The organism is Acidobacteriota bacterium, assembly GCA_028874215.1.
In the GTDB taxonomy this organism is placed as follows: domain Bacteria; phylum Acidobacteriota; class UBA6911; order RPQK01; family JAJDTT01; genus JAJDTT01.
This window is the reverse complement of record JAPPLF010000096.1, coordinates 62872-86126: the sequence shown is the minus strand read 5'-3', so window position 1 is coordinate 86126 and position 23255 is coordinate 62872. Positions and strand designations below refer to the sequence as shown.

Below are 23255 nucleotides of genomic sequence, written 5' to 3'. Positions count from 1 at the left end.
CAGGTTTCCGGTTTTTTCTGATTTCCAGTTTTCTCTGGCCACCTGATCTTTCCGGGGAAACGTCTTCTATGCGTCCCCTGCACGGCTCGCCTTTCTGGAGACACATCAATGACAAGGAAACCCTCGCGCCTCGCTCTGGCGGCGGCTTTGGCACTGTTCGCCTGCGCTAGTGTCCTGGGCCAGCAGATCTCAGGGACCATAACCGGCAACGTGGCCGATACTTCCGGCGCAGTGCTTCCCGGAGCGGAGGTCACCGCCACGAATACGGCCACGGGAGTGGATTCGGGGGCCCTGGTCAATGACCAGGGACTCTATCGCATCCCCAATCTCCCTCCCGGCATCTACGATCTCACCGCCTCCCTGCCCGGTTTCAAGACCACGGTCATCAGTGGCATCGAGGTCCGGGTCGACAGCGTGGTGAGGCGGGACGTGGCCCTCGACGTGGGCGCAATCGCCGATCAGGTGACCGTGGAAGCGTCCCGGAACGTGGTCGAGTCGGAGGAACCCTCGCTGGGTGAAGTGGTCGGAGAGACGGAGATTCTCGAGCTGCCCTCGGGTGAAAAGAACTTCATGACCCTGGCCAGCATCACCCCCGGAGTGACGCCCGAACTCCCCACCGGCGAGTTCGGTTCCTCCTACGCGAACCGGAGCAACCTGCAGGTGGCCATTTCGGGACAGAGGCACGTATCGACCAACGTCCTCTTCGACGGCATTCCCAGCAAGGAGTTCTACATCGGTTTGGTGGCCACGGTCCCGGCGGTGGAGACGCTGCAGGAGTTCAAGGTCCAGAAAGGGTACTTCGCCGGCAACTACGACAATGCCGCCGTCATCAACGTGGTGACCAAATCGGGCACCAACGAAATCCACGGCACGCTCTGGGAGGCGCATCAGAACGACAACACCAACGCCCGCAGCTTCTTCGATGTGGGCAGCCCGGAGACTCTGCGCAACCAGTACGGTTTCGAGGTGGGGGGGCCGATTCTTTCCGACCGGTTGTTCTGGTATGGAAGTTATGAGGAGATCCGTGGCCGGGAGTCCGGGACCGGGAGAGGGAGCGTTCCCAATGCCGGATGGCTGAACGGCGACTTCTCCGATCTACTCCCCGGCACCCAACTGGTCGATCCCATAACCGGAAACCCCTTCAACAACAACCAGATCCCGAGTTCTCGAATCGACGGCTTCGCTCAGACCTGGATGGAACGGGGATTCATTCCGGGTCCCACGCATCCGGGAGCGGCGCTGAACTACATCGGCCCCACGCTGACTGTCGTGGACGAAAACAAAATGCTGGTGCGGTTCGACTACGCGCCCTCCGAGAGCGACAAGTTCTTCGGCCGCTATTCCTACAGCCGGTCGGACCGGTTTGAGGACCGGATCATTCGGGAGGACTCGACCCGCCCGCTGCACGCGGACAACATGGTGGTCGATTGGGTTCACGTCTTCGGTCCCGCACTGACCCTCAATCTCAAGGGAGGTCTCAACCGCGTGGACTTCTCGGCTGCCGGCCGGTCCCAGGACACCGAGACCAATTGGGGTCAGGTGTTCGGCGTAAAAAACATCAATGTCGTTCCGGTGTGCAACCGAGTGCTCTCCCTGGGCATCGGCGGAGTCGGGGGCTTCGGGACCTGGAGCAACAACTGCGAAGAGCCGGTTCAAAAGGACCAGCACTACCTGGTCAATCTGAACTGGATCGAAGGAAGACACCAGGTCATGCTGGGTGCGGAGGTGCGGAGAAAGCGCCAGGATCTGGCCATCGTGAGCGGTCACGCCGGGCGTTTCACCTTCAACAACAGATTCAGCGGGCACAATTTCGCCGACTTCCTGCTCGGGTATCCCAGCGGTATCGATGGGGTCAACTACCAGAACCCGGTCAAGAAGCACGCCTTCTGGTACAACGGCTTCATTCAGGACGACATCAAAGTGACCCAGAACTTCACTCTTTCGTTGGGAATGAGGTATCAGGTCTATCCTTGGGAATCCGATGAAGACCACCTCATCATGCTGTTCATTCAGGAGGGTGACGGAAGCACGATCCAGGCCTCGCCCGAAAGGCCGAGACTGGTGGACATCGACGCCAACGACTTCGCGCCCCGCATCGGGTTCGCCTGGACGCCGAACGGGCGTGACGATCTCGCCATCCGCAGCAGCTTCGGGGTCTTCTACGACGACGTGCCGGGCAACGACCGGGGCTGGGACTCCATCGGACCCAGCGTGGGCGTCGGCCAGAACTTCATCAGCGACCTCCTGACCCCCACCCTGCGCACCACGGGGCAGCTCCCGGATCCGCCGGCCATCGAGCCCACCTCCATCATGGGGCCCAACGTCTTCTTCATCATGAACAGTGAGACGAAGCGGCGGGATCCCTATCAGCAGGTCTGGACGCTGAGTCTCCAGAAGACCTGGGGTTCCGACCTGTTCACCGAGATCGCCTACGTCGGGTCCCACGGCATTCACATGTCCAAGCGCCGCAACCTCAACGTCCTGCACCAGGCTCAGCCGCCCGAATGCGGGGCCGAGTGCCGGATTTCCAAGCGGCGCTTCAAGAACTTCGCCTGGATCCTGACCGACCAGGGCGAAGGCCAAGCCTACTATCACGGGTTGGAGAGCAGCCTGCGCAAGCGGCTGAGCCACGGCTTCAGCTTCACCGCGGCCTATACCTACTCCAAGTCGCTGGACTGGGATTCCTTCGACAACAAGGGGGCCCGGGCCTACGTGCCAGGCAAGCCGGACAAGGGACGCAGCACCTTCGACGTGCGCCAGCGTTTCGTCACGAGTTTCATCTACGAAACCCCCAAAATGCAGAATCTGAGTGCGGTGCCCCGGACCCTTTTCGGGGGTTGGCAGCTTTCGGGGATCGGAAGTCTGCAGAGCGGATTCGGCTTTCATCCCACGACTTCGTTCGATCCTTCCAACACCGAACAGATCGCCACCAACAAGCGGCCCGACCGCACTTGTGACGGAAACGGCGGCCGGGCCATCAACCAATGGTTCAGCACCAGATGTTTCCAAATGCCGGCCCTCGGCACCTTCGGCAACAGCGGCGTCCATTTTCTGGACACCGACGGGTTCATCAACTTCGATTTCTCGCTGGCCAAGAACTTCTACATTCCTCAGATCAACGAGGAGAGCAAGATTCAGTTGCGGTTCGACTCCTTCAACTTCTTCAACAACGTGAACTTCGGTAAACCAGGAAGCCGACTGGAGCGGGCCAGTTTCGGCGTCGTTTCGAGCGCCCTGCCGGGACGAATCTTCCAATTTGGACTGAGGTTTTCATTCTGAATCAAGCGGGTGGGGGGCATCGGCCCCTCACCCGCGTTTCCGGCCAATTCCGTTAAAAAGGACTAAGGGATAGAGGCTTGTGAAAGACTTTGTTCCTTGCCGCCACCTCCGTTGCCAATCATCAGGCTGCGGGCCGATCCCGTTTCCCGAGCGTCAGGCGGATCACTGCCTGACCCGCGTTACCGCCGCCTGTGGTCTTGCGTCCAGGATCGCGGCGCTTCTCCTGGTCCTGCTCGGTGCCGGTTCGATCCTCCCGGGACAGGATCGGGCCCGGGCGCAGGAGCTCTATGGGAGCGCCGTCGCCCTGTTGGAGTCGGGGGACTATGCCGGAGCCGACGAGAAGATCGGTTCCCTTCTCGCCGACTTCCCCGAAATTCCGCAAGCGCTGAACGTGGCCGGGATTATCGCCGATCTTCGTGGGCAGCCGGAGCGATCCATCGCCTACTTCGAGCGGGCCGTGGTCCTGCGCGACGATTTCATCGATGCTCGAAGCAACCTGGCCCGCCTCTACGCCAAGACCGGTCGGCTCCAGGAGGCCCGGCGTCAGTTCGAGCGCGTGCTCGATTGGAACCCCGCCCATCTGCCGTCGCTGAAGGGCCTGGTCGAACTGCTCAATGAAACGGGTGACTACGAAGCCGGACTGAAAAACGCAGTCCGGGCACTGGCCCAGGCGCCTGGGGACCCGGAACTGCTCCTGGTATTGGCCAAGGCTCAGTTCAAGCTGGGGCGGGAGGCGGAGGCTGCGGCAACGACCCGTCGGTTGCGCCGCCTGTTGGCCTTTGACGGCGAAGGACTCCATGCCCTGGGGCTGATGCTGTTGGAGAACGGCCGCTACGCCGATGCCGTCACGATTCTCCGCGAAGCCGGAGAACGCCAGGGGCGGGATCCGGAAATCGTCAGCTCCATGGGCATCGGCTACGGTCTGGCCCGGAAGGTCAACCAGGCCATCTCCTCTTTCCAGGAGTCCATCCGTCTGCGCCCCCGGGAACCGCAGGGATACTTTCACCTGGCTCTTGCCTATGGAATGCAGGGCCGTTTCGACGAAGCCGCCGCCGAGCTTCGCAGAGTGCTGAGATTGGACCCGGAATCCACCGACGCGGCTCACCACTTGGGCGTCAGCCTCTACAAGCAGGGGCTCGAGGCCGAGGCGAAGCCATTCTTCACGCAGGTCCGGCAGCGGGAGCCGGACCGGGTGGAGACCCTCTACTACCTGGCTCTCATTCGTTTCCAGGAGGGCGACTACCCGAAAAGCCTGGGTCTCCTGAGCCGGGTGCTGACTTTGCAAGAGGATCACATTTCCGCACACTACAAGGCGGCGCAGGTCAACGCCAAGCTGGGACGCCGGACGGAGGCCCAAGGGCTGCTCCGGGAGTTCAAGCGGCTGGAGTTGCAGCGGGAGCGTTCGCGGAAGGAAAGATTCCACATCTATGCAGGGGTCGGCGACGACTTCTCCGTCTTTGGAACGAAGTAGGACCATCGGGTTCCGGGCGCGGATGGCCCTGCCGGCCCTGGCGCTTTGGACCTGGCTGCCGGCGGCGCCGGTCCAATTCACCGATATTACGGCGGAGGCCGGGATTCGATTCCGGCATTTCAACGGGGCCGCCGGCCATTTCTATTTTCCCGAGATCGCCGGACCGGGAGCCGCTTTTCTCGACTATGACCGGGACGGCGACCAGGACATCTTTCTGGTCAACGGATCGAGCCTGCCGGCGCCGAACCCCGCCACCGACCCCAACAGCCAGTTGTATCGAAACGACGGCAGTGGAACTTTCACCGAGGTCACACCCCGGTCCATGATCGACCTCAGGGGGTTCTTCGGCATGGGGGCGGCAGCGGGAGACTATGACAACGACGGCGATCCGGACCTTTACGTCACCGGCTACCTGAGAAGTGTCCTCCTGGTCAACAACGGGGACGGCACCTTCCGGGACGGCACCGATGCAGCGGGAGTCCGGAACCCGGGGCACTGGGCCACCAGCGCCGGGTTTTTCGACTTCGACCGGGACGGTCTCCTGGACCTCTTCGTCTGCAACTACGTCCGGTTCGACACCGCCGTGAATCCCCCCTGCTCCGGCGGCGGATTCCGGTCCTATTGTCATCCCAGCGCCTTCGAAGGCGACCCCAACGTCCTCTACCGCAACAACGGTGACGGGACCTTCTCCGACGTGAGCGGGGAGAGCGGGGTTGCCGGGGTGCGCGGCAAGTCCTTGGGAGTGGCCTTCGCCGACTATGATCGGGACGGTTGGATCGACGTGTTCGTGGCCAACGACACCGTGGCCGACTTTCTCTTCCACAACCAGGGGAATGGCACCTTCCGGGAGGTCGGTTTCCTGGCGGGCGTCGCGTACAACGAGGATGGTCATGCCCGGGCCGGAATGGGAGTGGACTTCGGCGATTACGACGGGGACGGCCGGCTGGACCTGATCGTTACCAACTTCACCTCCGAGGGAAACGCGCTCTTCCGCAACGCCGGGGATGGGTCGTTCGCCGAGGTCACCCGCCACACCGGGATCCGCAAGAACAGCTTCCTGAAGGTGGGGTTCGGCGTTCGCTTCTTCGATTACGACAACGACGCCGACCTGGACGTGATGGCCGTGAACGGGCACGTGATTCCCCGCATCGCCGAGTACCGGGACGACACCAGCTTTCCCCAGGAAAAGCTCCTCTATGACAACCGGGAAGGGAAATTCCGGGAACGGTCGAGGGAGTCGGGAGACTGCTTTTCGGTCCGGGACGTGGGGCGGGGCGCCGCCTTCGCCGACATCGACAACGACGGCGACGTCGACGTCCTGGTGACCAACAATGCCGGCGGGGCGCAACTGCTTCGGAACGACGGCGGTAATCGAAATAACTGGCTGCTCCTGAAATTGGTCGGCGCCAAGAGCAACCGGGACGGCATCGGAGCCCGTCTCACCGCCCGCATCGGCGGTCGGGTCGTCGTCACCCAGGTCCAGCGGGCGGCCAGCTACCTGTCGAGCCAGGACCGGCGCGTGCACCTCGGGCTGGGGGCGTCCCCGATAGTGGACCGGCTGCGGATCGAGTGGCCCAGCGGCAGGTCCCAGACGATGCGCGCCCTGCCGGCCAATCGTATTCTGACCATCGAAGAGACGGTTCAGGAAGGACCTTGACGTCTTGGTTTGAGGGAGGCTTGGATATGAGCAATTGCTGGAGACGCCGGGAATTTCTAAAGATGGCAATCGCGGCAAACGCGGGGATGCCTTTTTGCACCCCGGCGCCGCCCCTGCGGACCCGTCCCTTTTTTCGGAGCGAGGATCTCTTCGTCGCGGGCGTGAACGGGGTTCGCGAGTATCGGATTCCGGCTCTGGCGACCACGGCGAAAGGGACGCTGCTGGCCCTCTGCGATGCCCGGGTGGAGAAACCGGGGGATGCCCCCAACAACATCGACCTGGTCCTGAAACGCAGCGAAGATCAGGGGGAGACCTGGTCGCGGATGGCGGTGGTGGCCGACTTTCCGGGAAGTCGGGCGGCCTGCGATCCCTGCATGCTGGTCGATGGACGGACCGGTAGGGTCTGGGTGATCTACGATCATGTCTGGCCCGACCTCGAGTCTCTGGAGCGGGCGAACCAGGTTCTTCCCCAGGGGGTGATGCCGGACGGGACGGGCCGGATCATCACTTTGCACGCCATCGTCAGCGAGGACGACGGAAAGACCTGGTCTCCGCCGGAGGACATCACCGGCCAACTCACCCAAGAGGGCTGGGTGGCCGTGATGGCCGCTCCGGGAAGAGGGATCCGGACCGCCAGCGGCCGTCTTGTCGTGCCCTGCTACTCCCGCCGTGTGGACGGGTCCGGCCGTCAGGGCGACTACTCCTCGGTGGCCTACAGCGACGACCGGGGCCGGAGCTGGACACTGGGGTCGGCCGCCGGTCCCGCCACCAATGAATGCCAGGTGGTCGAACTGGCGAACGGAGACCTGATGCTGAACATGCGGAGCTACCATGGAAGGGGGTGCCGGGCGGTCGCCACGTCCGGCGACGGCGGCGAGTCCTGGTCGGAGTTGAGACACGACACCGAGCTGATCGAACCCCGGTGCCAAGCGAGCTTGATCGGATACGGCGCCGGGGCGGGCAGCGGCGGCTGGAATCGGCTTCTGTTCTCGAACCCGGCCCACCGCAAGGAGCGGGTCAACATGACGGTGCGGCTGAGTTCGGATTCGGGGGCCACCTGGCCCGTTTCCAGGGTCATTCATCCCGGCCCGTCGGCCTATTCGTGCCTCACGGTGCTGGAGGACGGCAAAGTCGGTCTGCTGTACGAGAATGGCTCCGGGAGCCCCTACGAGCGGATCAGCTTCGCCCGATTCAATCTGGAGTGGCTGACCGGCGGGAATGTGCCGCCGGCGTAAATCCCGGCGGCCTGGGATAATCGTAGTCTGGTGGGGCCGGCTGCTCCCGGCCTGCGGTCCGGACAGGAGGAATCAACCATGAGACTAGCGCTGATTCAGATGGAGAGCGCCATCGGCGGACTCGACGGAAACATTGCCCGGGCCTCCCGCTTCATCGACGAAGCGGCAGCCGGAGGAGCCGAGCTCCTGGTCCTCCCCGAGTTCTGGAGCACCGGATATTTCCCCCTGGCGGTGGATTACAGCTTCTACGACCTGGCCGACAGCGACGCCGGAAAGGCCACTACGGCGGTCCGGGATAAGGCGCGGCAGCACGGAGTGCACATCGCGTCCACCATCTATGAGCGCCACGGTCCCGGACTCTTTTACAACACCTCCATGATGGTGAGTCCCAAGGGCGAAATCGTCAGCAAGTACCGGAAGGTCCATGTCCCGGCACGGAGAGGTCTGGAAAAACTTTTCTACCGCGGCGGCTCCAAGTTTCCCGTGGCTCCGGTGGGCGAGTGGCGGGTCGGCACCATGCTCTGCTACGACACCCTGCTGCCCGAACCAGCCCGGTGCCTGGCCCTGAACGGGGCGGAACTGATCCTGGCGCCTTTCGGGGCGTCGACCACCGAGGGGGGGATCTGGGAACACATGATCATCACCCGGGCCTTCGAAAACGGTGCCTACGTGGCCGCCTGCAATGCGGTCGGGGAACTGCATCTTCCCGATGGCGACGCCTTCGTCCTGGGCGGCAAGAGCATCATCGTGGATCCGGAAGGGGGAATCGTGGCGGAGGCCCCGGCGTCCGGGGAGATGGTCGTCTATGGAGATCTCGGGCTGGACCAGGTGAACGAGGTCCGCAACCGCTACTTCATGTTCCGGGACCGCCGGCCCGACGCGTATCGAGTCATCACCGCCGACACGGAAGACATTCTCGGTTAGACGGAAAATCCCCCCGGGCCGCCATGAATTCCGGGACTTGGTTTGCCACCGATGGTCAGTCGCGCTGGCCGGCTCGCGACAGTTGGAGCCTCCCCCCTTCCCGTAGGTGGTAGTGCCGGTCGGCGCCGACGTCCCGAAACCTCTGGACCTCGCCGCTGGGCCATCTCACCGTCAGCAACCGGGCGCGTTCGGCCGCAGCCAGTCCGAAATGGACCCGCAGGTCGTTGCTGGCCTGGTAGCTGGAGCCCCCGGAAACCTCCCGCATCTGCCTCCCGGTTTCGGTCTCCAGGGTGACCCGGGTCCCGATGGCGCTCCGGTTCGAGCGAACGCCTTCCAAGTCCAGAATCAGCCAGTGCCGGGCGCCCTGCGGTCCGTCGTTCCTCAGCAGTGAGGGGGGCCCGTCCAGGTTGTTGATCCCGATGTCCAGGTCTCCGTCGTTGTCGTAGTCGGCGAAGGCCGATCCGCGACTCGACCGGGGCCGGTTTCCTCCTCCCTTGATGGCTCCCTTGACCTCCCGGAACTTGCCGTTTCCCAGATTCAGGAAGAACTGGTTTCGCTCCAGGTAGGTCGAACCGGTTTCGTACCGGTCGATCTGGGGATAGATGTGGCCGTTGGAAACGAACAGGTCCTCCCATTCGTCGTTGTCGAGGTCGGCGAAACCGGTTCCCCAGGCCAGGAAGGGCCAGGTCGCCGTACCCAGGTCCGCGGCGTAGGTGACGTCGCGAAAGAAACCGTTCCCCAGGTTGCGGTACAGGGTGTTGTAGTCGTCGGAGAAGTTGGTCACGTAGAGATCGAAGTGTCCGTCCCGATCGTAGTCTCCGGTGGCGACTCCCATCCCGGCCTGCTCCTTGCCGTCCTCGTCATAGGCGACGGAGGAAAGGAGTCCCATCTCCCGGAAGCTCCCGTCCCCGTTGTTCAGGAACAGGAAGTTGCCCATGGAATCGTTGGCGACGTAGAGGTCGAGGTCTCCGTCGTTGTCCGAATCGAACCAGAGGGCGCCTAGTCCGAACGCCGGCCGGACCGCCATCCCCGCCCCGGAGGTGACGTCGGTGAAGGTTCCGTCGCCGTTGTTGCGGTAGAGAACGTCGCCGTCCGGGGTCAGTCCCTGCGGCCCGCAGGCGACCTGGATGCCCCGGTATCCGCAGGTCGGAGCCGGGGGCCGGTGGTGGTCGAATTTGACGTAGTTGGTGAGGTACATGTCCAGCCTGCCGTCCCCGTCGTAGTCGGCAAAGGCGGCGCTGGAGCCCCATCGCGGGTCGTCCGTGCCCGATCTTGACGCGATATCCGTGAACGTGCCGTCGCCGTTGTTGCGAAAAAGGGCATTGGGGCCGAAGTTGCAGACATAGAGGTCGGGCCACCCGTCGTTGTCGACATCGGCGACGGCCGCTCCCATTCCCCAGTGGTTGCCACCGACACGAGCTTGGGCCGTGACGTCGGAAAAGGTGCCGTCGCCGTTGTTGCGGAAAAGCGCGTTGGATACGGTCCGCTTCCCGGTCAGCAATTCCTCCCAGCGTCCGCCGTTGACCAGGTAGAGATCGGGCCAACCGTCCCGGTCGTAATCGATCCAGGCGATCCCGCCGCCATCGACTTCCAGCAGATATTTCTTTTCCGGGCTTCCACTGAAATGGCGGAACTCCAGGCCCGCCGTCTCGGCCACGTCGGTGAAGCGGATCGTGGACAGGGAGAGGACCAGCCAGAGGCTCAGCATGTTCCGTATCGGCCTCCGGCCTGCGCCGCGGGGACCGGATGGAGCCGCCGGGAGGCGCCGCCTTCTCTCATCGGTTCCGGTCCGGGCAATGGCCTTCCCGGAAGGCAAAGGGGTCGGCGGATGAAGAATCCTGCGCTCTCAGCCGTTCGACCCGCTCCAAGGCCCGGCGCGCCAGATCGGGTTCTCCTGCCTCCCGGTAGAGCTGGGCCAGCAGGTAGTTCGGAGCGATGAACGACGGACACAGATCGATGCTTTTGCGGACAGCAGCCAAGGCATCTTCGGTACTGCCGAGATTCCGGTGGGCCTTGGCCAGAAGGAAGTAGACACGATGTTTCAGGGAGTCTTCAATTCCGGGTTCCGCCCGCGATAGCTGGCGTTTCGCTTCTTCTACCGTCCCCTGTTGCAGCAGGATCCCGGCCAGCTCCAGCCGGGCTCTGGCGTGGCCGGGATAGAGGGCGATCTCTCTTCTGAAGGCCGCCACCGCATTCACCGGGTTGGACAGGTTGGAATGGAGCATGCCCATCTGAAAACTGAGCCATGGCCGGTTCGGTTCTCCGGAGGCAACCGTGGAATACTCCTTGAGCGCCATCTCGCTGAAGTTCAGGTTGTTGTAGCTGCGCGCCAGGGACATCCTCGCTTCGACGTTGCCGGGACTGATCTCCAGGACGCGTTTCAGCGCGGTGGCGGCGTCCTCAATGAGCCGCCTGGCCCTGGGATCGAAGGGATGCAGTCCGGATTCCTCCTGGCGGCCGAGCAGGAACTGCGCCAGATTGTAGTGGAAATCGGGCTGTTGGGGTTGGATCTCCACCGCCCTGCGAAGATGCCTCTCCGCCTCTTCGTTCTTTCCCAAGGCAGCCAGCACCATGCCGTAGAGTTCCTGGTAGACGGCATTCGAGCCTTCCTGTTCGACGGCTTGGCGGGCCAACACCGAGGCCTCCTGAAAACGGCCCTGCCGGAACTTCTCCAGGATATGTTGGTCGAGTCCGGACTGGGAGAAAACGAGGCTCGCGGTCATGAAGCAGGAGAGAATCCACAGGCCGCCGGTGATGGATCGCCGATGAAGAGGGGGACAGGAAAGTCCCCCCTCCTGTCCCGCCTCCCACCGGGGACGGACCGGTCTTGAAGTTGACGTCAATCCTGCTCTCAGAAGCCGACCTCAGTCAGAAGCTCTCCATACTCCGCGACGAGGAGATCCACCGTTTCCGCCACGGGAGGCGCGGGAATATCGTAGGTTCTGACCGCCGCCTCCACCGACATGCCGCCCTGGGCCACCGTCTCGGCCGTGGGCATGTATGCCAGAACCCCGTTGCAATACCCTCCGAACATGGTGTGCTTCGCCTTGGATCGTTTCTTGACCCCCAACCCGATCTCCACGAAGGGCTCTCCCGGCTGCGCCACCAATACGAAATCGTCCAGCCGGAAGGCCACGATGTCGAACGACAACGAGTCTTCCCCAACGCCCGCCTTGGCTTTATCCAGGACGCCTCTGGCCCAGACCTCAACGAGTTGCGCGGGACAGACCTCGGTCGTATCGGCGCCGCTCTCCACCAGCTTTCGCACATTGGCGGCGGCTTCGGCGTATTGGGCTTCCGCCTGGTCCAGGGAGGGTAGAGGCTGCAGGGGAAGGTCAACCTGACGGCTGGCGGCTTTCAGAACCTTGTGGGTGGGGCCGTCCCTGAACTCCTTGTGGTAGAGGGCGATCCGGGAGAGCGAGAGGCCGCGTTCCCGGATTTCCTCGTGGGGCCGCGTCTCGATGCCGTAGAAGGCTTGCAGCGCGGCGGCGCCGACAATTCCGCCGGTGCGTTCCTTCTCGCCCCAGTCGCTCTGCAGAAACGAATAGCACGCCTGGTTTCCTGCGGCTCCGGTGAGGTAGAGGCAGGTGGCTCCGGTCGCCTGTTCCACGACCCGGCGGACGACGCCGGGAAAATCCTGGCTCAGCAGGTAAGTCTCGAAGCCCATGACCACCGGGTGGGCGGCATAGCTGGCCACCACGGCGATGGGGTTGCCGTCCAGATCATCCACCCGCAGCACGTCGACGCTATGGTCGGTGGTCCCGTCGGGATTCCGGCCGACCACGACGAGGCCATCCTCGGGCGCCCGTTCCTCCCGGTTCACGGCCACCGGGGCGTGGCCGCTTCCCGCCGCCGCACGCGCGGGTTGGCGGTCGCTGTCCGCAAGAGCCGCCAATCCGGCGAGGCGGTTCACCAAGTCCTCGACATAGGCGTCGAGGGCCCGAATCTCTGCCGGGTCGCCGGCGACGTGATGGACGCCACCCAGGATCCGGCGTGCGGTACAGGGACCATTGTGGGTGTGGGTGCAACCCAGCGCCACGCAGCCGGGAGATATCCCCACGCGGTCGGCAATGGCCTTGCGGATCTCCGCGGCCAACGGCATGTCGAATCCGATCAGGTCGCAATCGATGACGACGACCTTGGTTCGCTCGTCGGCCAGTACCAGCGCGGTGGCCAGGAGCGGCGTTTCGACCCCCACCGAAGGATCCACCCGGCGCATGGCGCCCTCCATCCGGAAGCCCACGGGCGGCGTGATGTCGATGCGCGCAACCCCTGCCGTAAGATGCAGGTCGCTCATATTGTTTCCCTCCTCGTATCTCGGACTTCAATCCACGATGCGATGGATCGATGCAAGACCGATACCCCGTTCAGGTTCCTCTGACTGGGAGAATGCTCAGCATTCCGCCGTCCACGTCCAGGACGACTCCGGTCAGAAAGGCTGATTCCTCGGACAGAAAGAACAGGATCGCATGGACGATGTCTGCCGTGGTCGGATTGCGCTGCAACGGGATCTCCGCCGCGGTTGCAGCCAGGATGTCTTCCGGAGCCTGTCCGCTGAGCTCGATTTTCCTCTGAAGAACGGATCGACCCATCCCGGTGGTGGAGACCCCGACCGGACTCACACAGTTGACGGTCACACCATCGGCGGCGAGCTCGGCCGCCAGGGATTTCGTCAATCCCACCACGCCGGACTTGGCTGCACAGTAGGGAACGATCTGTGGGCAACCGATTCTGGCGGCATCCGAACCGATGTTGACGATGCGTCCGCGTCCGCTCCGGCGCAGCAGCGGGGCGGCGGCCTGGCTGCAGAGAAAGGTCCCCTTCAGGTCCACGTCGATGACGTGATTCCATTCTTTCTCCGTGATCTCGTCCAGGGGGGTCATGTGGATGACCCCTGCCGAGTTGATGAGCGCATCGAGACCTCCAAAACTTGTCCGGCAAGCCTCCACTGCGGCTCTGGCAGACTGTCTCGACGTAACGTCGAGCCCGATCGGAAGCAGATGGGGATGGTTCAGGGTCCGCGAAGCGCGCTCGAGTTTCCGGGAGTCGACGTCGCCGATGCCCACCTGGTGGCCGCGGTCCAACAACGCGCGGGCGGTCGCGAGTCCGAAACCATTTGCCCCGCCGGTGACCAGAACACGGCGCGGGTTCGACCGGTTGTCCAACATGTCATCGACTCCGGAATCGGCCGGCGAGCCAAGGCATGATAGGTCGGAGCGAACCACGGAGTAAAGGCGGGTAAACGAGCCCTTCCGCCAGGCGCCGCGACGATTGACAGGTGTGAAGGGTATGGCGTAAGGTAATTGCCATATGTCCTAAGCCAATGTCCGGTGTGTCCGGGTTTCAAAATACCGTGTGCCGTGGTCAGGTAAAACATCGGCGTCCCCGCAAAAGCTGGGTTAATTCTTCCCTTACACACGCCAATCGTTCAGTAAGGACAGTGTCATGTTCCGTCTCCGGAAGGCGGTTGGCGGCGGTGGTCTTGCCGGGTCTGCTGTTCTGCCTTTTGGGCGTTGCCCAGGCGGGCGCCCCGGGCAAGGTGGACATCAGTCCGGAAGCCCGGGAGTTTTTCGAGCGGAACATCCGTCCGGCACTGGCCGACAACTGCTACGTCTGCCACAGTGCCGACTTGGCGCAGGGAGAACTGCGGCTCGATTCTCCCGGCGGCTGGGAGCAGGGCGGCAAGTCGGGGCCGGCCATTTCCCCGGGTGATCCCGACGCGAGCCTTCTGATTCGAGCCATCCGTCACCAGGGGCCAGGCCTGCCCATGCCCCTGGGCGGCGAAAAACTGTCCGCTGATCTGATCGACGTCTTCGAAAGATGGGTGCGCCTGGGGGCGGCCGCTCCGAGAGACGCCGGCGGGCCGGGAGCGGTTTCGGCGGACGAGGCTCATGCCGATTGGGAGCAGGTCTACCAGGACCGCAGCCGGTGGTGGTCCCTCCAGCCGGTCTCGCAACCACCGGTTCCGCAAGTCCAACGGAAGGAGTGGTCGGAAGAGCCCGTCGATCGCTTTCTCCTCGCCAAGTTGGAAGCAAACGGCCTGACCCCGGCTCCGCGCGCCGATCGGCGCACCCTGTTGAGGCGGGTAAGCTATCTGCTGACCGGACTGCCCCCGAAGCCCGGGGAAGTCGCCGCCTTCCTCCGGAATCCCGACTTCGACGCTGCGTACGCCCAGGAAGTGGACCGCCTGTTGGACTCGTCCCATTTTGGAGAGGAGTGGGCGCGGCACTGGATGGACGTGGTCCGTTACAGCGACACCTACGGCTATGAAACGGATGCCGAGATCAAGGGTTCGTGGCGTTATCGCAACTACCTGATCCGCGCCTTCAATGAGGACATCCCCTTCGACCAGCTTGTCCGCGAACACATTGCGGGTGATCTCCTCTCGGAACCGCGAATCGATGCCGCCAGGCAGATCAACGAGTCCATGGTCGGTCCCACCTGGTTCCAGATGGGTGAGAATCGTCACGGCGACAGCCTGATGTTCAACGGCATCCACCAGGAGATGCTCGACAACAAGGTCGACACCTTCTCGAAGGCGTTTCAGGCGACCACGGTCGCCTGCGCCCGCTGCCACGATCACAAATATGACGCCATCGCCCAGCAGGACTACTACGCTCTGGGCGGCGTCTTCATGAGTTCGCGCTGGGTGACCCACACGCTGGACCTCCCGGAACGCAACGAGAACGTTTTGGAGGAGTTGGCGGGTTTGAAGACGAAACTCCGCGGCCCGCTGGCGGACTGGTGGCTGGAGGCGGCGCGGCAGATCCCCCGGTACCTGCTGGCGGCGCAGGCCGTCGTCGAGGGCCGGATGGATCCGGCACAAGCGGCGCAGGATCTGGATCGGGCTCGCCTCTCCGCGTGGGAGAAGGCGATCGGTCCCAGGCCCTTCGAAGGGCAGACCACAAAACAGGACGAGGAAGAAGCGGCCGAAACGGCTGCACGGGACACCATGTCCGGTCCTCTCTTTCCCTGGTTGGAAATCCAGGAATCCCTGCTCGAGGGTGAGCAACTGGAATTGGCCTGGCGGAGTCTCGCCGGGGAGTATTCGCAGGCTCGCCGGGAACGAATCGAGAACAACGCCAGGGACTTTACCCTCGCCGCCGACTTCAGCCGCAGAGACCTTCCCGAGGGATGGTCGGTGGATGGAGTCGGAGTGCGCCACGGTTGGGTCGAAGACGGCGATTTCACGGTGGCGCTCAAGGGTTCCGGGGCGGTGGGAATGCTCCTGCCCGCCGGAATGTTCACCCACGCGCTCTCGCCCCGGCTCAATGGGGCAGTCCGGACACCGTTTCTGAATCATTCCGGCCGGTCCTACGTCAGCATGGGGGTGATCGGCGGCGACTACAGCGCTCACCGGCTGATCGTGGACAATTCCTTCCGGACGGAGCGGCAGACCTATCTGGAGGACCATCGTCCCCACTGGGTCCGCCATTCGACCATGGCGGATCACAAGACCAATCGTTCGCCGAACTCCGACGAGTCCGCGGAGACTCGGATCTACATCGAGTTGGCGACCAAGGCGTCGAACCCCAACTTCCCGCCGAGAGTGGGACTCGGCCCCGACATCTCGGCAGCCGAGGCCCGGGACGCCCGGAGCTGGTTCGGCGTGACCCGGGTGTTCCTGCACGACAAGAAGGAACCGCCCGCCGACGAGCTGGGCCGTTTCACGCCCTTGTTCAGCGGTGATGCGCCGGTCGATCTGCCACAACTCGCCGCCCGCTACGGAGAGTGGATTGCGGCGTCGGTGGAAGACTGGGCCGAAGGTCGCGCGGACGAAGAGGACGTCCTCCTGATCAATGGGTTGCTGGAAGCCGGACTGTTGCCGAACCAACTGCTGCCCGGCAACATGCTTGCCCGCAAAGAGATCTGGGACTTGGTCGCCTCCTACCGCGAGGTCGAGGAGAAGCTGGTCGACCCGGTGACGGTCCTGAGCATGGCCGACCTGGATCCCGGCCGCGACTACCGCCTCAACGTGCGAGGCGTCTACACGGATTACGGCCAGCGGGTGCCGCGCGGGCATATCCGGGTGCTGTCGGGCCAGTCCAACGGTTCAGACTCCAAGGGCAGCGGGCGCCTGGAACTGGCCCAGTTGATCGCCAGTTCCGAGAACCCACTCACGGCCCGCGTCTTCGTGAATCGGGTCTGGCACTGGGTCTTCGGTTCCGGAATCGTCCGAACCCCGGATGACTTCGGTCATCTCGGCGACCGGCCCTCTCATCCCGAGTTGTTGGACTATCTCGCCGACCGCTTCGTCCAGGAAGGCTGGTCGGTGAAGAGGCTGGTCAGGATGCTGGTGATGACGGAGACGTTTCAGCAATCGAATCAGGCCAGCGCCCGGGCCCATGAGGTGGACCCCGTCAATCGGATGTTGCACCATTATCCGCTCCGCCGCCTGGACGCCGAGTCCATTCGGGACGCCATGCTCGCCGTCTCCGGACGTCTCGATCCTGAACTCCTGGGTGGATTCGTGGATCCCTACCGGCCCAAGAGCAAGGTGGTCAAGGCGGATCAAACCTATTTCTCGGGGCCTTTGGACGGGAACGGACGGCGCTCCATTTACCTCAGAAACACGATCATGGAGCCGTACAAGTTCCTGGAGACGTTCAACAAGCCCATTCCCAAGATGCCCACCGGCCGGCGTGACGTCACGAATGTGCCCAATCAGGCCCTGACCATGCTCAACGATCCCTTCGTTGCCGGGCAGGCCGAATTCTGGGCCCGCCGGTTAATCGCCGAATCGCACGGCTCGCTTGAGCAGCGGCTGACCGACATGTTCCGGCATGCCCTGGGACGGGAGCCGGAGGCGGGCGAGTTGACGACGTGGACCCAGGCGGTCCATGATTTCAATGCTCTTCACCAGAGCCACTCTGACGGCAGGCCGTCCTCGGAGGACCTCCTGCAGTCGGTGGCGGTCTGGAAGGACACGGCCCACGCCATCTTCAATACGACGGAGTTCATCTATGTACGCTAAAGGATGGAACGAATACTCACCCATCAGCCGCCGTGAATTGCTGCGCAAGACCTCCACCGGCTTCGGGGCTCTGGCCCTGTCGGCGCTGTTGGCCGAAGAATACGGCTTGGCGGCGCCGTTGATCGACGGCAAGACCCATTTCCCCGCCAAAGCGAAGAACGTCATCTTCTGCTTCATGGACGGAGGACCGAGCCACATCGACCTGTTCGACTACAAACCCATGCTGAATCAACGGCAGGGCGAGGAGATCGGGAAATCGGCGGTCTCGGAAAAATCGCAATCGACGGCCGACCGGGTCTGGTTGGGGACCCCCTGGGAGTTCCAGCGGCGCGGCAAGAGCGGAATCTGGGTCAGCGATCTGTTTCCCCATATCACCAAGGTGGTGGACGAGATCTGCCTGGTCCGCTCCATGGTCGGTGAGGTTCCCCTCCACGGCCAGCAGAATCTGCTGATGCACACGGGACGCCTCACGGGCCGGTCTCCCAGCTTCGGATCGTGGGTCTCCTATGGGCTCGGCAGCGAGCGGGACAACCTGCCGAACTACGTCCTGCTGGACAACGGACTGAGAGTTCCAAACGGCGGTTGGGAGAACTTCAGCAATTCTTTCCTGCCCGCTTCGCATGCGCCCAACGTGCTGCGGGCGCGAAACCCGGTGATGGAAAACATCATGCCGGCGGATCACCCGGCCGTGCAGCGGCGCAAGCTCGACCTGCTCCGGGAACAGAGCCTCCGATTCGCGGCCAAGACCGGCGACAGCGCCATCGAGGCGGTGATCAAGAACTATGAAACGGCGTTCCACCTGCAGACGGCGATGCCGGAACTGGCCGACGTGAGCGGCGAGTCCGAGGCCACGCGCACGATGTACGGGCTCGACAGCACCAACGAGTACAAGAAGTTCTACGGCCTGCAGTGTCTCCGTGCCCGGCGGCTGGTGGAAAGAGGCGTGCGCTTCGTGGAGGTCGCCTGTCCCCTGACCCATGCCAACAACTCTCCCTGGGACCAGCACAGCAATCTGAAGAAGTACCACGAGGAAAACGCCATGATCACCGATCAGGGCGTCGGAGCGCTGATCCAGGATTTGAAGCAACGGGGGCTGCTCGACTCCACCATCGTGCTCTGGGGCGGCGAAATGGGCCGGACCCCCCATACCCCCAAGATCAAAGAGGGGATGGGAAGGGACCATCACGTGAACGGGTACTCGATCTTCCTGGCCGGCGGCGGCTTCAAACCAGGTTTCACCTACGGGACGACGGACGAATTCGGAAACTCGGTCGTCGAGAAGCCCACGTCGATCCACTCCGTCCACGCCACGATTCTCCATCAGCTCGGACTGGATCACGACAAGCTGACCTTCCGGTTCGGCGGGCGGGACATGAGTCTCACCGACGTGCACGGCGAGATCCTCAAGGAACTTCTGATTTAGGGACCGGTCGTCTGATTTAGGGCCCGGTCGTCGTCCGCGGGAAATCAGGCCAGGGACCGCAGCAGATTGCGCATCTTCACCGTTTCGGTGAAGACGTCCGCCTTGTCCAGGTCCATCCACCCCTCCAGGTGCTCGTATTCCAGGGACAGGAATCCCGTGTAGGTCGCCGAGGCGAGCTTGCCGATGATTCCGGTGAAGTCCAACGTTCCCTCGTCCCATCGAGCCTGAAGTTTTTCAGGGGCGGCCTGCCTGAGATGGACGTGGGCCGTGTAGGGGACGAGGGGGTCCACCTCCTCCTGAGCGTAGCCGAGACAGATGAAGTGGCCGTAGTCCAGGGTCAACTTCAATTCCGGATTGGTCTGCACGAAGGTCAGCGTGTCCAGGGGCGACTCCAGAATCGACCCGACATGGGCCTCGAACGTGGTGGTGATTCCTTCTTTCCGGGACATGGCGGACATGTGATGCAGCTCTTCCGCCGTGAGCGCCAGGGCCTTCTCCCGCGTCCATCCTTCCTGCGCGATTCCCGGGAGCACCGTGACGGAAGGAATCCGGCAGGCCCTGCAAAACTCGATCACGGACCGGTAGTCTTTCCGATTCCGTTTCCTGACGCCCGCGTCTTTGTGGTTGATGGCCCGTTCGTGAAAGTTGGCGGCGAAGTTGTAGTTGAGGTTGGAGACGGGAGCGCCCAGGTCCATGATCTCCCGTGCCAGTTTTCGGGGCCGGCGGAGGATCTGCTCGCTCGCCAACATGGGCGTATCGGGATTGCCCGGCACGGCGATCAGATCTGCGGCCCCGATCCCCAATGCACGATAAATCCGAACCGCCTCAGGCAGGGTGGCGCCGACGAAGGACCAGGTGGAACCGCTTACGGGCATGGTCCCGGCGACGGTCAGTCCCGGCGTCCGGGACCGCGCCCGGGCCAGAAGGGAAGATGGCTCGGACCGCTCCATGTCGACTCCTGTCCGTTTTGGGTCAGGGCAGAGACTCGCGCACCATGGCGGTCCCGGCCACCAGCGCTTCCAGCTTGGCGTAGGCCACGTCGCGCGGCAGGAACCACATGCCGCAGTCCGGCGCTACGCGCAGCCTTTCCGCCGGGACGACTTCCAGCGCATCCCGGAGGCGCCGGGCGATGTGTTCCGGTGTCTCCACCTGCCGCGAACCCAGATTGAGCAGTCCCAGGATGACCTCCTTGTCTCCGCAGTGACGCAAGAGGTCCGGCTCGTGACCGGGCTGTTCATATTCCAGGCTGATCTGTTGAGCGCGGGAACCGGCAATCGCCTCCAGTGCCTGCGTGTAGCGTGGATTCACCTGCTTCTTCCCGATCAGAGCGTAGCCGTAGCAGATGTGGACGGCGGTGGTGCAACGGATTCCCTCCAGGGCCACGTCCAGGGCCCGGGTTCCCCAGCGGCAGGCCTGGTCGGCCCGGAAGTGGAAATCGGGTTCGTCCAACTGCAGGACGTCGGCGCCCTCTTCATCCAAGGCGCGCAGTTCCCGGTTGATGACGGAAGCGAGGTCCATGCCCAGCGCCTCCTCGTCCGCGTAGAACTCGTTGACCAGGCGGGCGGCGGCCGTCAGGGGACCGATGACGGTCATCTTCACGGGACGCGAGGCATGCCGTTTCAGAAAACGGAGATCTTCGAGGGCGGCCGGGCCCGGCCAGCCCAGCTTGTCCACGACCCGGGGAGCATAGGCTTGGCCCAGACGGCCTTTCAATGCCGGATCGAGTTGAATGAAGCTCATGTCCCGGTCATCCATGGACCACTGGCCCAGCCGGGTTGTATCGAGTCCGCGAAAACGAAGGAAATAGGAATCGAAACGATGCCGCCGCTCTTCCCCGTCGGTGATCACATCCAGACCGGCGCGTTCCTGATCGGCGATGGCGAGGCGGGTCGCGTCATCCTGGGCGTCTTCGAGCACTTCCGGCTCCGGTCTCCAAAACGTTTCATCGCCGTAGGGGGTCGTGACCCGGTGGTGACGAATAAGCCAGCGGGGCTTGCTGTAGCTTCCCACGAGTTGGGTCAGCAGAGAGCCCTTCATGCGGTTCATTCTCGGGTCCGGCGGTCCTGAAGACAAGGAGCCTCCAAGGCGGTCGAACCTTGTGGTCGCCCTCCCAGGACCGTCGATCGATGCGGGCACGTTGGAGGGTACCCACACAAGGGGTCCCCTACAACCGAACCACCAGAAAAATGGGGGCAGTCTGGCGCCCGCTTCTTTTGACACGAATCGAAAGAAGCAATATACTCTCGCCGTCTTGTTCAACAGAGGGCTCCACGGATAGCGTCGCAAGTTGTTGTTGAGAGCCCGAGCTAGTTTCATCCCTGCGAAAGACTCCCTAAGGAATCACCGATCGGATCGTGGAACCAAAGAGAATCGGGCCCGGCTCCTCTCCATTTGCAGTTGGCGCCTCAGGGTGGATGGCTACATTTCATGCATTTAGGAGGAGAAAATGAGGAAGAACATCTATGTCGGCGGCCTGCCCTATGCGGTCGACGACGACCAGTTGGAGGAAGTGTTTTCAGAGTTCGGTCCGGTGCAGTCGGCCCGCGTCATCACTGACAGAATGACCGGACAGTCCCGTGGATTCGGTTTCGTCGAGATGGACGAGGCGGACGCCGCGAAGGCCATCAGCGCCTTGAACGGCAGTCAGTTGGGCGGCAGGACCCTGACGGTCAACGAGGCGAGGCCTCGTGAGCGACGGTCCGGCGGATACGGCGGCCGCGGCGGATACGGCGGCGGCGGTGGCGGCGGCGGCGGCGGTTACGGAAACCGCGGTCGAGGCCGCTGGTAGGTTTCGACGGCGAAGCGTGATTCGGGGCGTTCCCTGGCTTCCGGTCTATGACCGGTGGCCGGGGTCGCCGGAATGCCTCTCCCCCCATACATTTCTGCAAGCAGGTCGGGTTAGCTCAGTATCTCCTCGACCACCCGGCCCCCCACGTCGGTCAGGCGGAAGTCCCGCCCTCCGTAGCGATAGGTGAGCTTCGTGTGGTCCAACCCCAGGAGGTGCAGGACGGTGGCGTGCAGGTCGTGGGGATGGACCCGGTCTTCCACCGCCTTGAAGCCGAAGTCGTCGGTGGCGCCGTACGTCATGCCTCCCCGGACGCCGGCGCCGGCCAGGAGCGTGGTGTAGCCGTGGACGTTGTGGTCGCGGCCGTAGCCGTACTTCACTAGTCCGCTGTTCTGAATCATTGGAGTTCGGCCGAACTCGCTGCCCACGATGAGGAGCGTCTCTTCGAACAGGCCCCGCGCCTTCAGGTCCTGAATCAGGGCGGCGATGGCCCGGTCAGCGTCCGCCGCCAGGATCCGGTGGTCCAGGATGTCGTCATGGCTGTCCCAGGGTTGGGACTTGCCGTAGAAGATCTGGACCATGCGCACCCCGTGTTCGACGAGGCGAAGCGCCATCAGGCAGCCGCGGGCGAAGTCGGTGTCGCCATACCTGGAGCGAGTCGACTGTTCCTCCCGGGTGACGTCCAGCGCCAACGGCGCCTCCATCTGCATCCGGAAAGCCACCTCCATGGCCTGGATTCCCGATTCCAGTTGCGGTTGGTGTCCGACCCGGTCCAGGTAGCGCCGATCGAGCCGGTCCAGAAGGGCCAGTTGGCGCCGCTGCTGGTTCGGGGTAAAGGCGGAATTGCGGACGTTGCGGACCAATTTCTCCGGGTCGATCTCGTTGTTTGGGACGTAAGTGCCCTGATATGAGTTGGGCAGGAAAGCCGAGGACCAGAGCTGGGGGCCACCCACCGGATACCCGGGGCAGAGAACCACGAAAGCGGGCAGATTCCGGTTCTCGGAGCCCAGTCCGTAGGTGATCCACGAGCCCATGGAGGGGTGCCCGGCCAACTGGTGGCCGGAGTTCATGAGGTACAGGGACGGCACGTGATTGCCATTGTCCGAATACATGGACCGGATCACGCAGAAGTCGTCGATGAGTCCCCCGATCCGGGGGAAGATCTCCGACACCAGGATGCCGCTCTCACCCCGAGGCCGGAATCGGAACGGGGACTTCATCAGATTTCCGGTCGCGCTGTCGGTCCGGATCTTGGGGCCCGGCATGGGTTTTCCGTCGTGCCGGTCCAGTTCCGGTTTGGGGTCGAAGCTGTCCACCTGTGAGAGGCCGCCGTTGAGGAAGAGAAAGATCACGTGCTTGGCGCGGGCCGGGAAGTGCGGGGTTCCCGCCGAGGCGGGCATGCTCCGGGAGGCGGCGCCCAGGGAACCGGACAACCCCACCGTGCCGAAGCCGGCGCCCATCATCGACAGCAGCTCACGGCGGTTCATGGAACCAGTATAGGTTCCTG

General features: G+C 63.4%; 15 protein-coding genes. 8 read left to right on the top strand and 7 right to left on the bottom strand.

The window, feature by feature from the left end; all coding sequences use genetic code 11:
• Positions 1-108: 108 nt before the first annotated feature.
• The 5 genes from OXT71_19220 to OXT71_19200 all read left to right on the top strand — a co-directional run bounded on the left by OXT71_19220 (position 109) and on the right by OXT71_19200 (position 8566).
• Positions 109-3279, top strand: a complete 3171-nt coding sequence (locus OXT71_19220; GenBank protein MDE2928520.1) for a carboxypeptidase regulatory-like domain-containing protein — start codon at positions 109-111, stop codon at positions 3277-3279.
• Between the two features lie 79 nt (positions 3280-3358).
• Positions 3359-4750 carry a tetratricopeptide repeat protein gene (locus OXT71_19215; GenBank protein ID MDE2928519.1) on the top strand — a complete coding sequence of 464 codons (1392 nt, stop codon included), beginning with the start codon at positions 3359-3361 and terminating at the stop codon, positions 4748-4750.
• The gene (locus tag OXT71_19210; GenBank protein MDE2928518.1) at positions 4737-6407 is read left to right on the top strand and encodes a CRTAC1 family protein; all 1671 of its coding nucleotides are present in this window, start codon (positions 4737-4739) and stop codon (positions 6405-6407) included. Before OXT71_19215 ends, OXT71_19210 begins: the two co-directional genes overlap by 14 nt.
• Before the next feature lie 62 nt (positions 6408-6469).
• Positions 6470-7642, top strand: a complete 1173-nt coding sequence (locus tag OXT71_19205; protein ID MDE2928517.1) for a sialidase family protein — start codon at positions 6470-6472, stop codon at positions 7640-7642.
• Between the two features lie 78 nt (positions 7643-7720).
• Positions 7721-8566, top strand: a complete 846-nt coding sequence (locus OXT71_19200; protein MDE2928516.1) for a carbon-nitrogen hydrolase family protein — start codon at positions 7721-7723, stop codon at positions 8564-8566.
• Between the two features lie 55 nt (positions 8567-8621).
• Here OXT71_19200 and OXT71_19195 read toward each other — a convergent pair whose 3' ends face one another.
• From OXT71_19195 to OXT71_19180, 4 genes are all read right to left on the bottom strand, one after another.
• On the bottom strand, positions 8622-10274 hold the full coding sequence (locus OXT71_19195; protein MDE2928515.1) for a CRTAC1 family protein: 1653 nt from the start codon (positions 10272-10274) through the stop codon (positions 8622-8624).
• A gap of 67 nt (positions 10275-10341) precedes the next feature.
• Entirely contained in the window at positions 10342-11409 is a 1068-nt protein-coding gene (locus OXT71_19190) for a tetratricopeptide repeat protein (GenBank protein MDE2928514.1), read from the bottom strand.
• A gap of 8 nt (positions 11410-11417) precedes the next feature.
• A complete protein-coding gene (locus tag OXT71_19185; protein ID MDE2928513.1) occupies positions 11418-12863 on the bottom strand; it encodes a neutral/alkaline non-lysosomal ceramidase N-terminal domain-containing protein in 1446 nt (481 codons plus the stop codon).
• A gap of 70 nt (positions 12864-12933) precedes the next feature.
• Positions 12934-13734 carry an SDR family NAD(P)-dependent oxidoreductase gene (locus OXT71_19180; GenBank protein ID MDE2928512.1) on the bottom strand — a complete coding sequence of 267 codons (801 nt, stop codon included), beginning with the start codon at positions 13732-13734 and terminating at the stop codon, positions 12934-12936.
• Between the two features lie 308 nt (positions 13735-14042).
• Here OXT71_19180 and OXT71_19175 point away from each other — a divergent pair, with 308 nt between their 5' ends.
• A complete protein-coding gene (locus OXT71_19175) occupies positions 14043-17540 on the top strand; it encodes a PSD1 and planctomycete cytochrome C domain-containing protein (protein MDE2928511.1) in 3498 nt (1165 codons plus the stop codon).
• Positions 17530-18963: a DUF1501 domain-containing protein gene (locus OXT71_19170; GenBank protein ID MDE2928510.1), complete on the top strand. Its 1434-nt coding sequence runs from the start codon at positions 17530-17532 to the stop codon at positions 18961-18963. Before OXT71_19175 ends, OXT71_19170 begins: the two co-directional genes overlap by 11 nt.
• 44 nt (positions 18964-19007) lie before the next feature.
• Here OXT71_19170 and OXT71_19165 read toward each other — a convergent pair whose 3' ends face one another.
• Entirely contained in the window at positions 19008-19913 is a 906-nt protein-coding gene (locus OXT71_19165) for a sugar phosphate isomerase/epimerase (GenBank protein ID MDE2928509.1), read from the bottom strand.
• A gap of 22 nt (positions 19914-19935) precedes the next feature.
• Positions 19936-21000 (bottom strand): 5-methyltetrahydropteroyltriglutamate--homocysteine methyltransferase, encoded by a 1065-nt coding sequence (locus OXT71_19160; protein MDE2928508.1) that lies wholly within the window; start codon positions 20998-21000, stop codon positions 19936-19938.
• Between the two features lie 409 nt (positions 21001-21409).
• Between OXT71_19160 and OXT71_19155 the strand changes: the two genes are divergently transcribed.
• Positions 21410-21751 carry an RNA-binding protein gene (locus OXT71_19155; GenBank protein MDE2928507.1) on the top strand — a complete coding sequence of 114 codons (342 nt, stop codon included), beginning with the start codon at positions 21410-21412 and terminating at the stop codon, positions 21749-21751.
• A gap of 110 nt (positions 21752-21861) precedes the next feature.
• On the opposite strand, the gene OXT71_19150 is transcribed toward OXT71_19155, so the two are convergent.
• Positions 21862-23235, bottom strand: coding sequence for a DUF1501 domain-containing protein (locus OXT71_19150; GenBank protein ID MDE2928506.1), 1374 nt, complete (start codon positions 23233-23235; stop codon positions 21862-21864).
• Positions 23236-23255 lie beyond the last annotated feature (20 nt).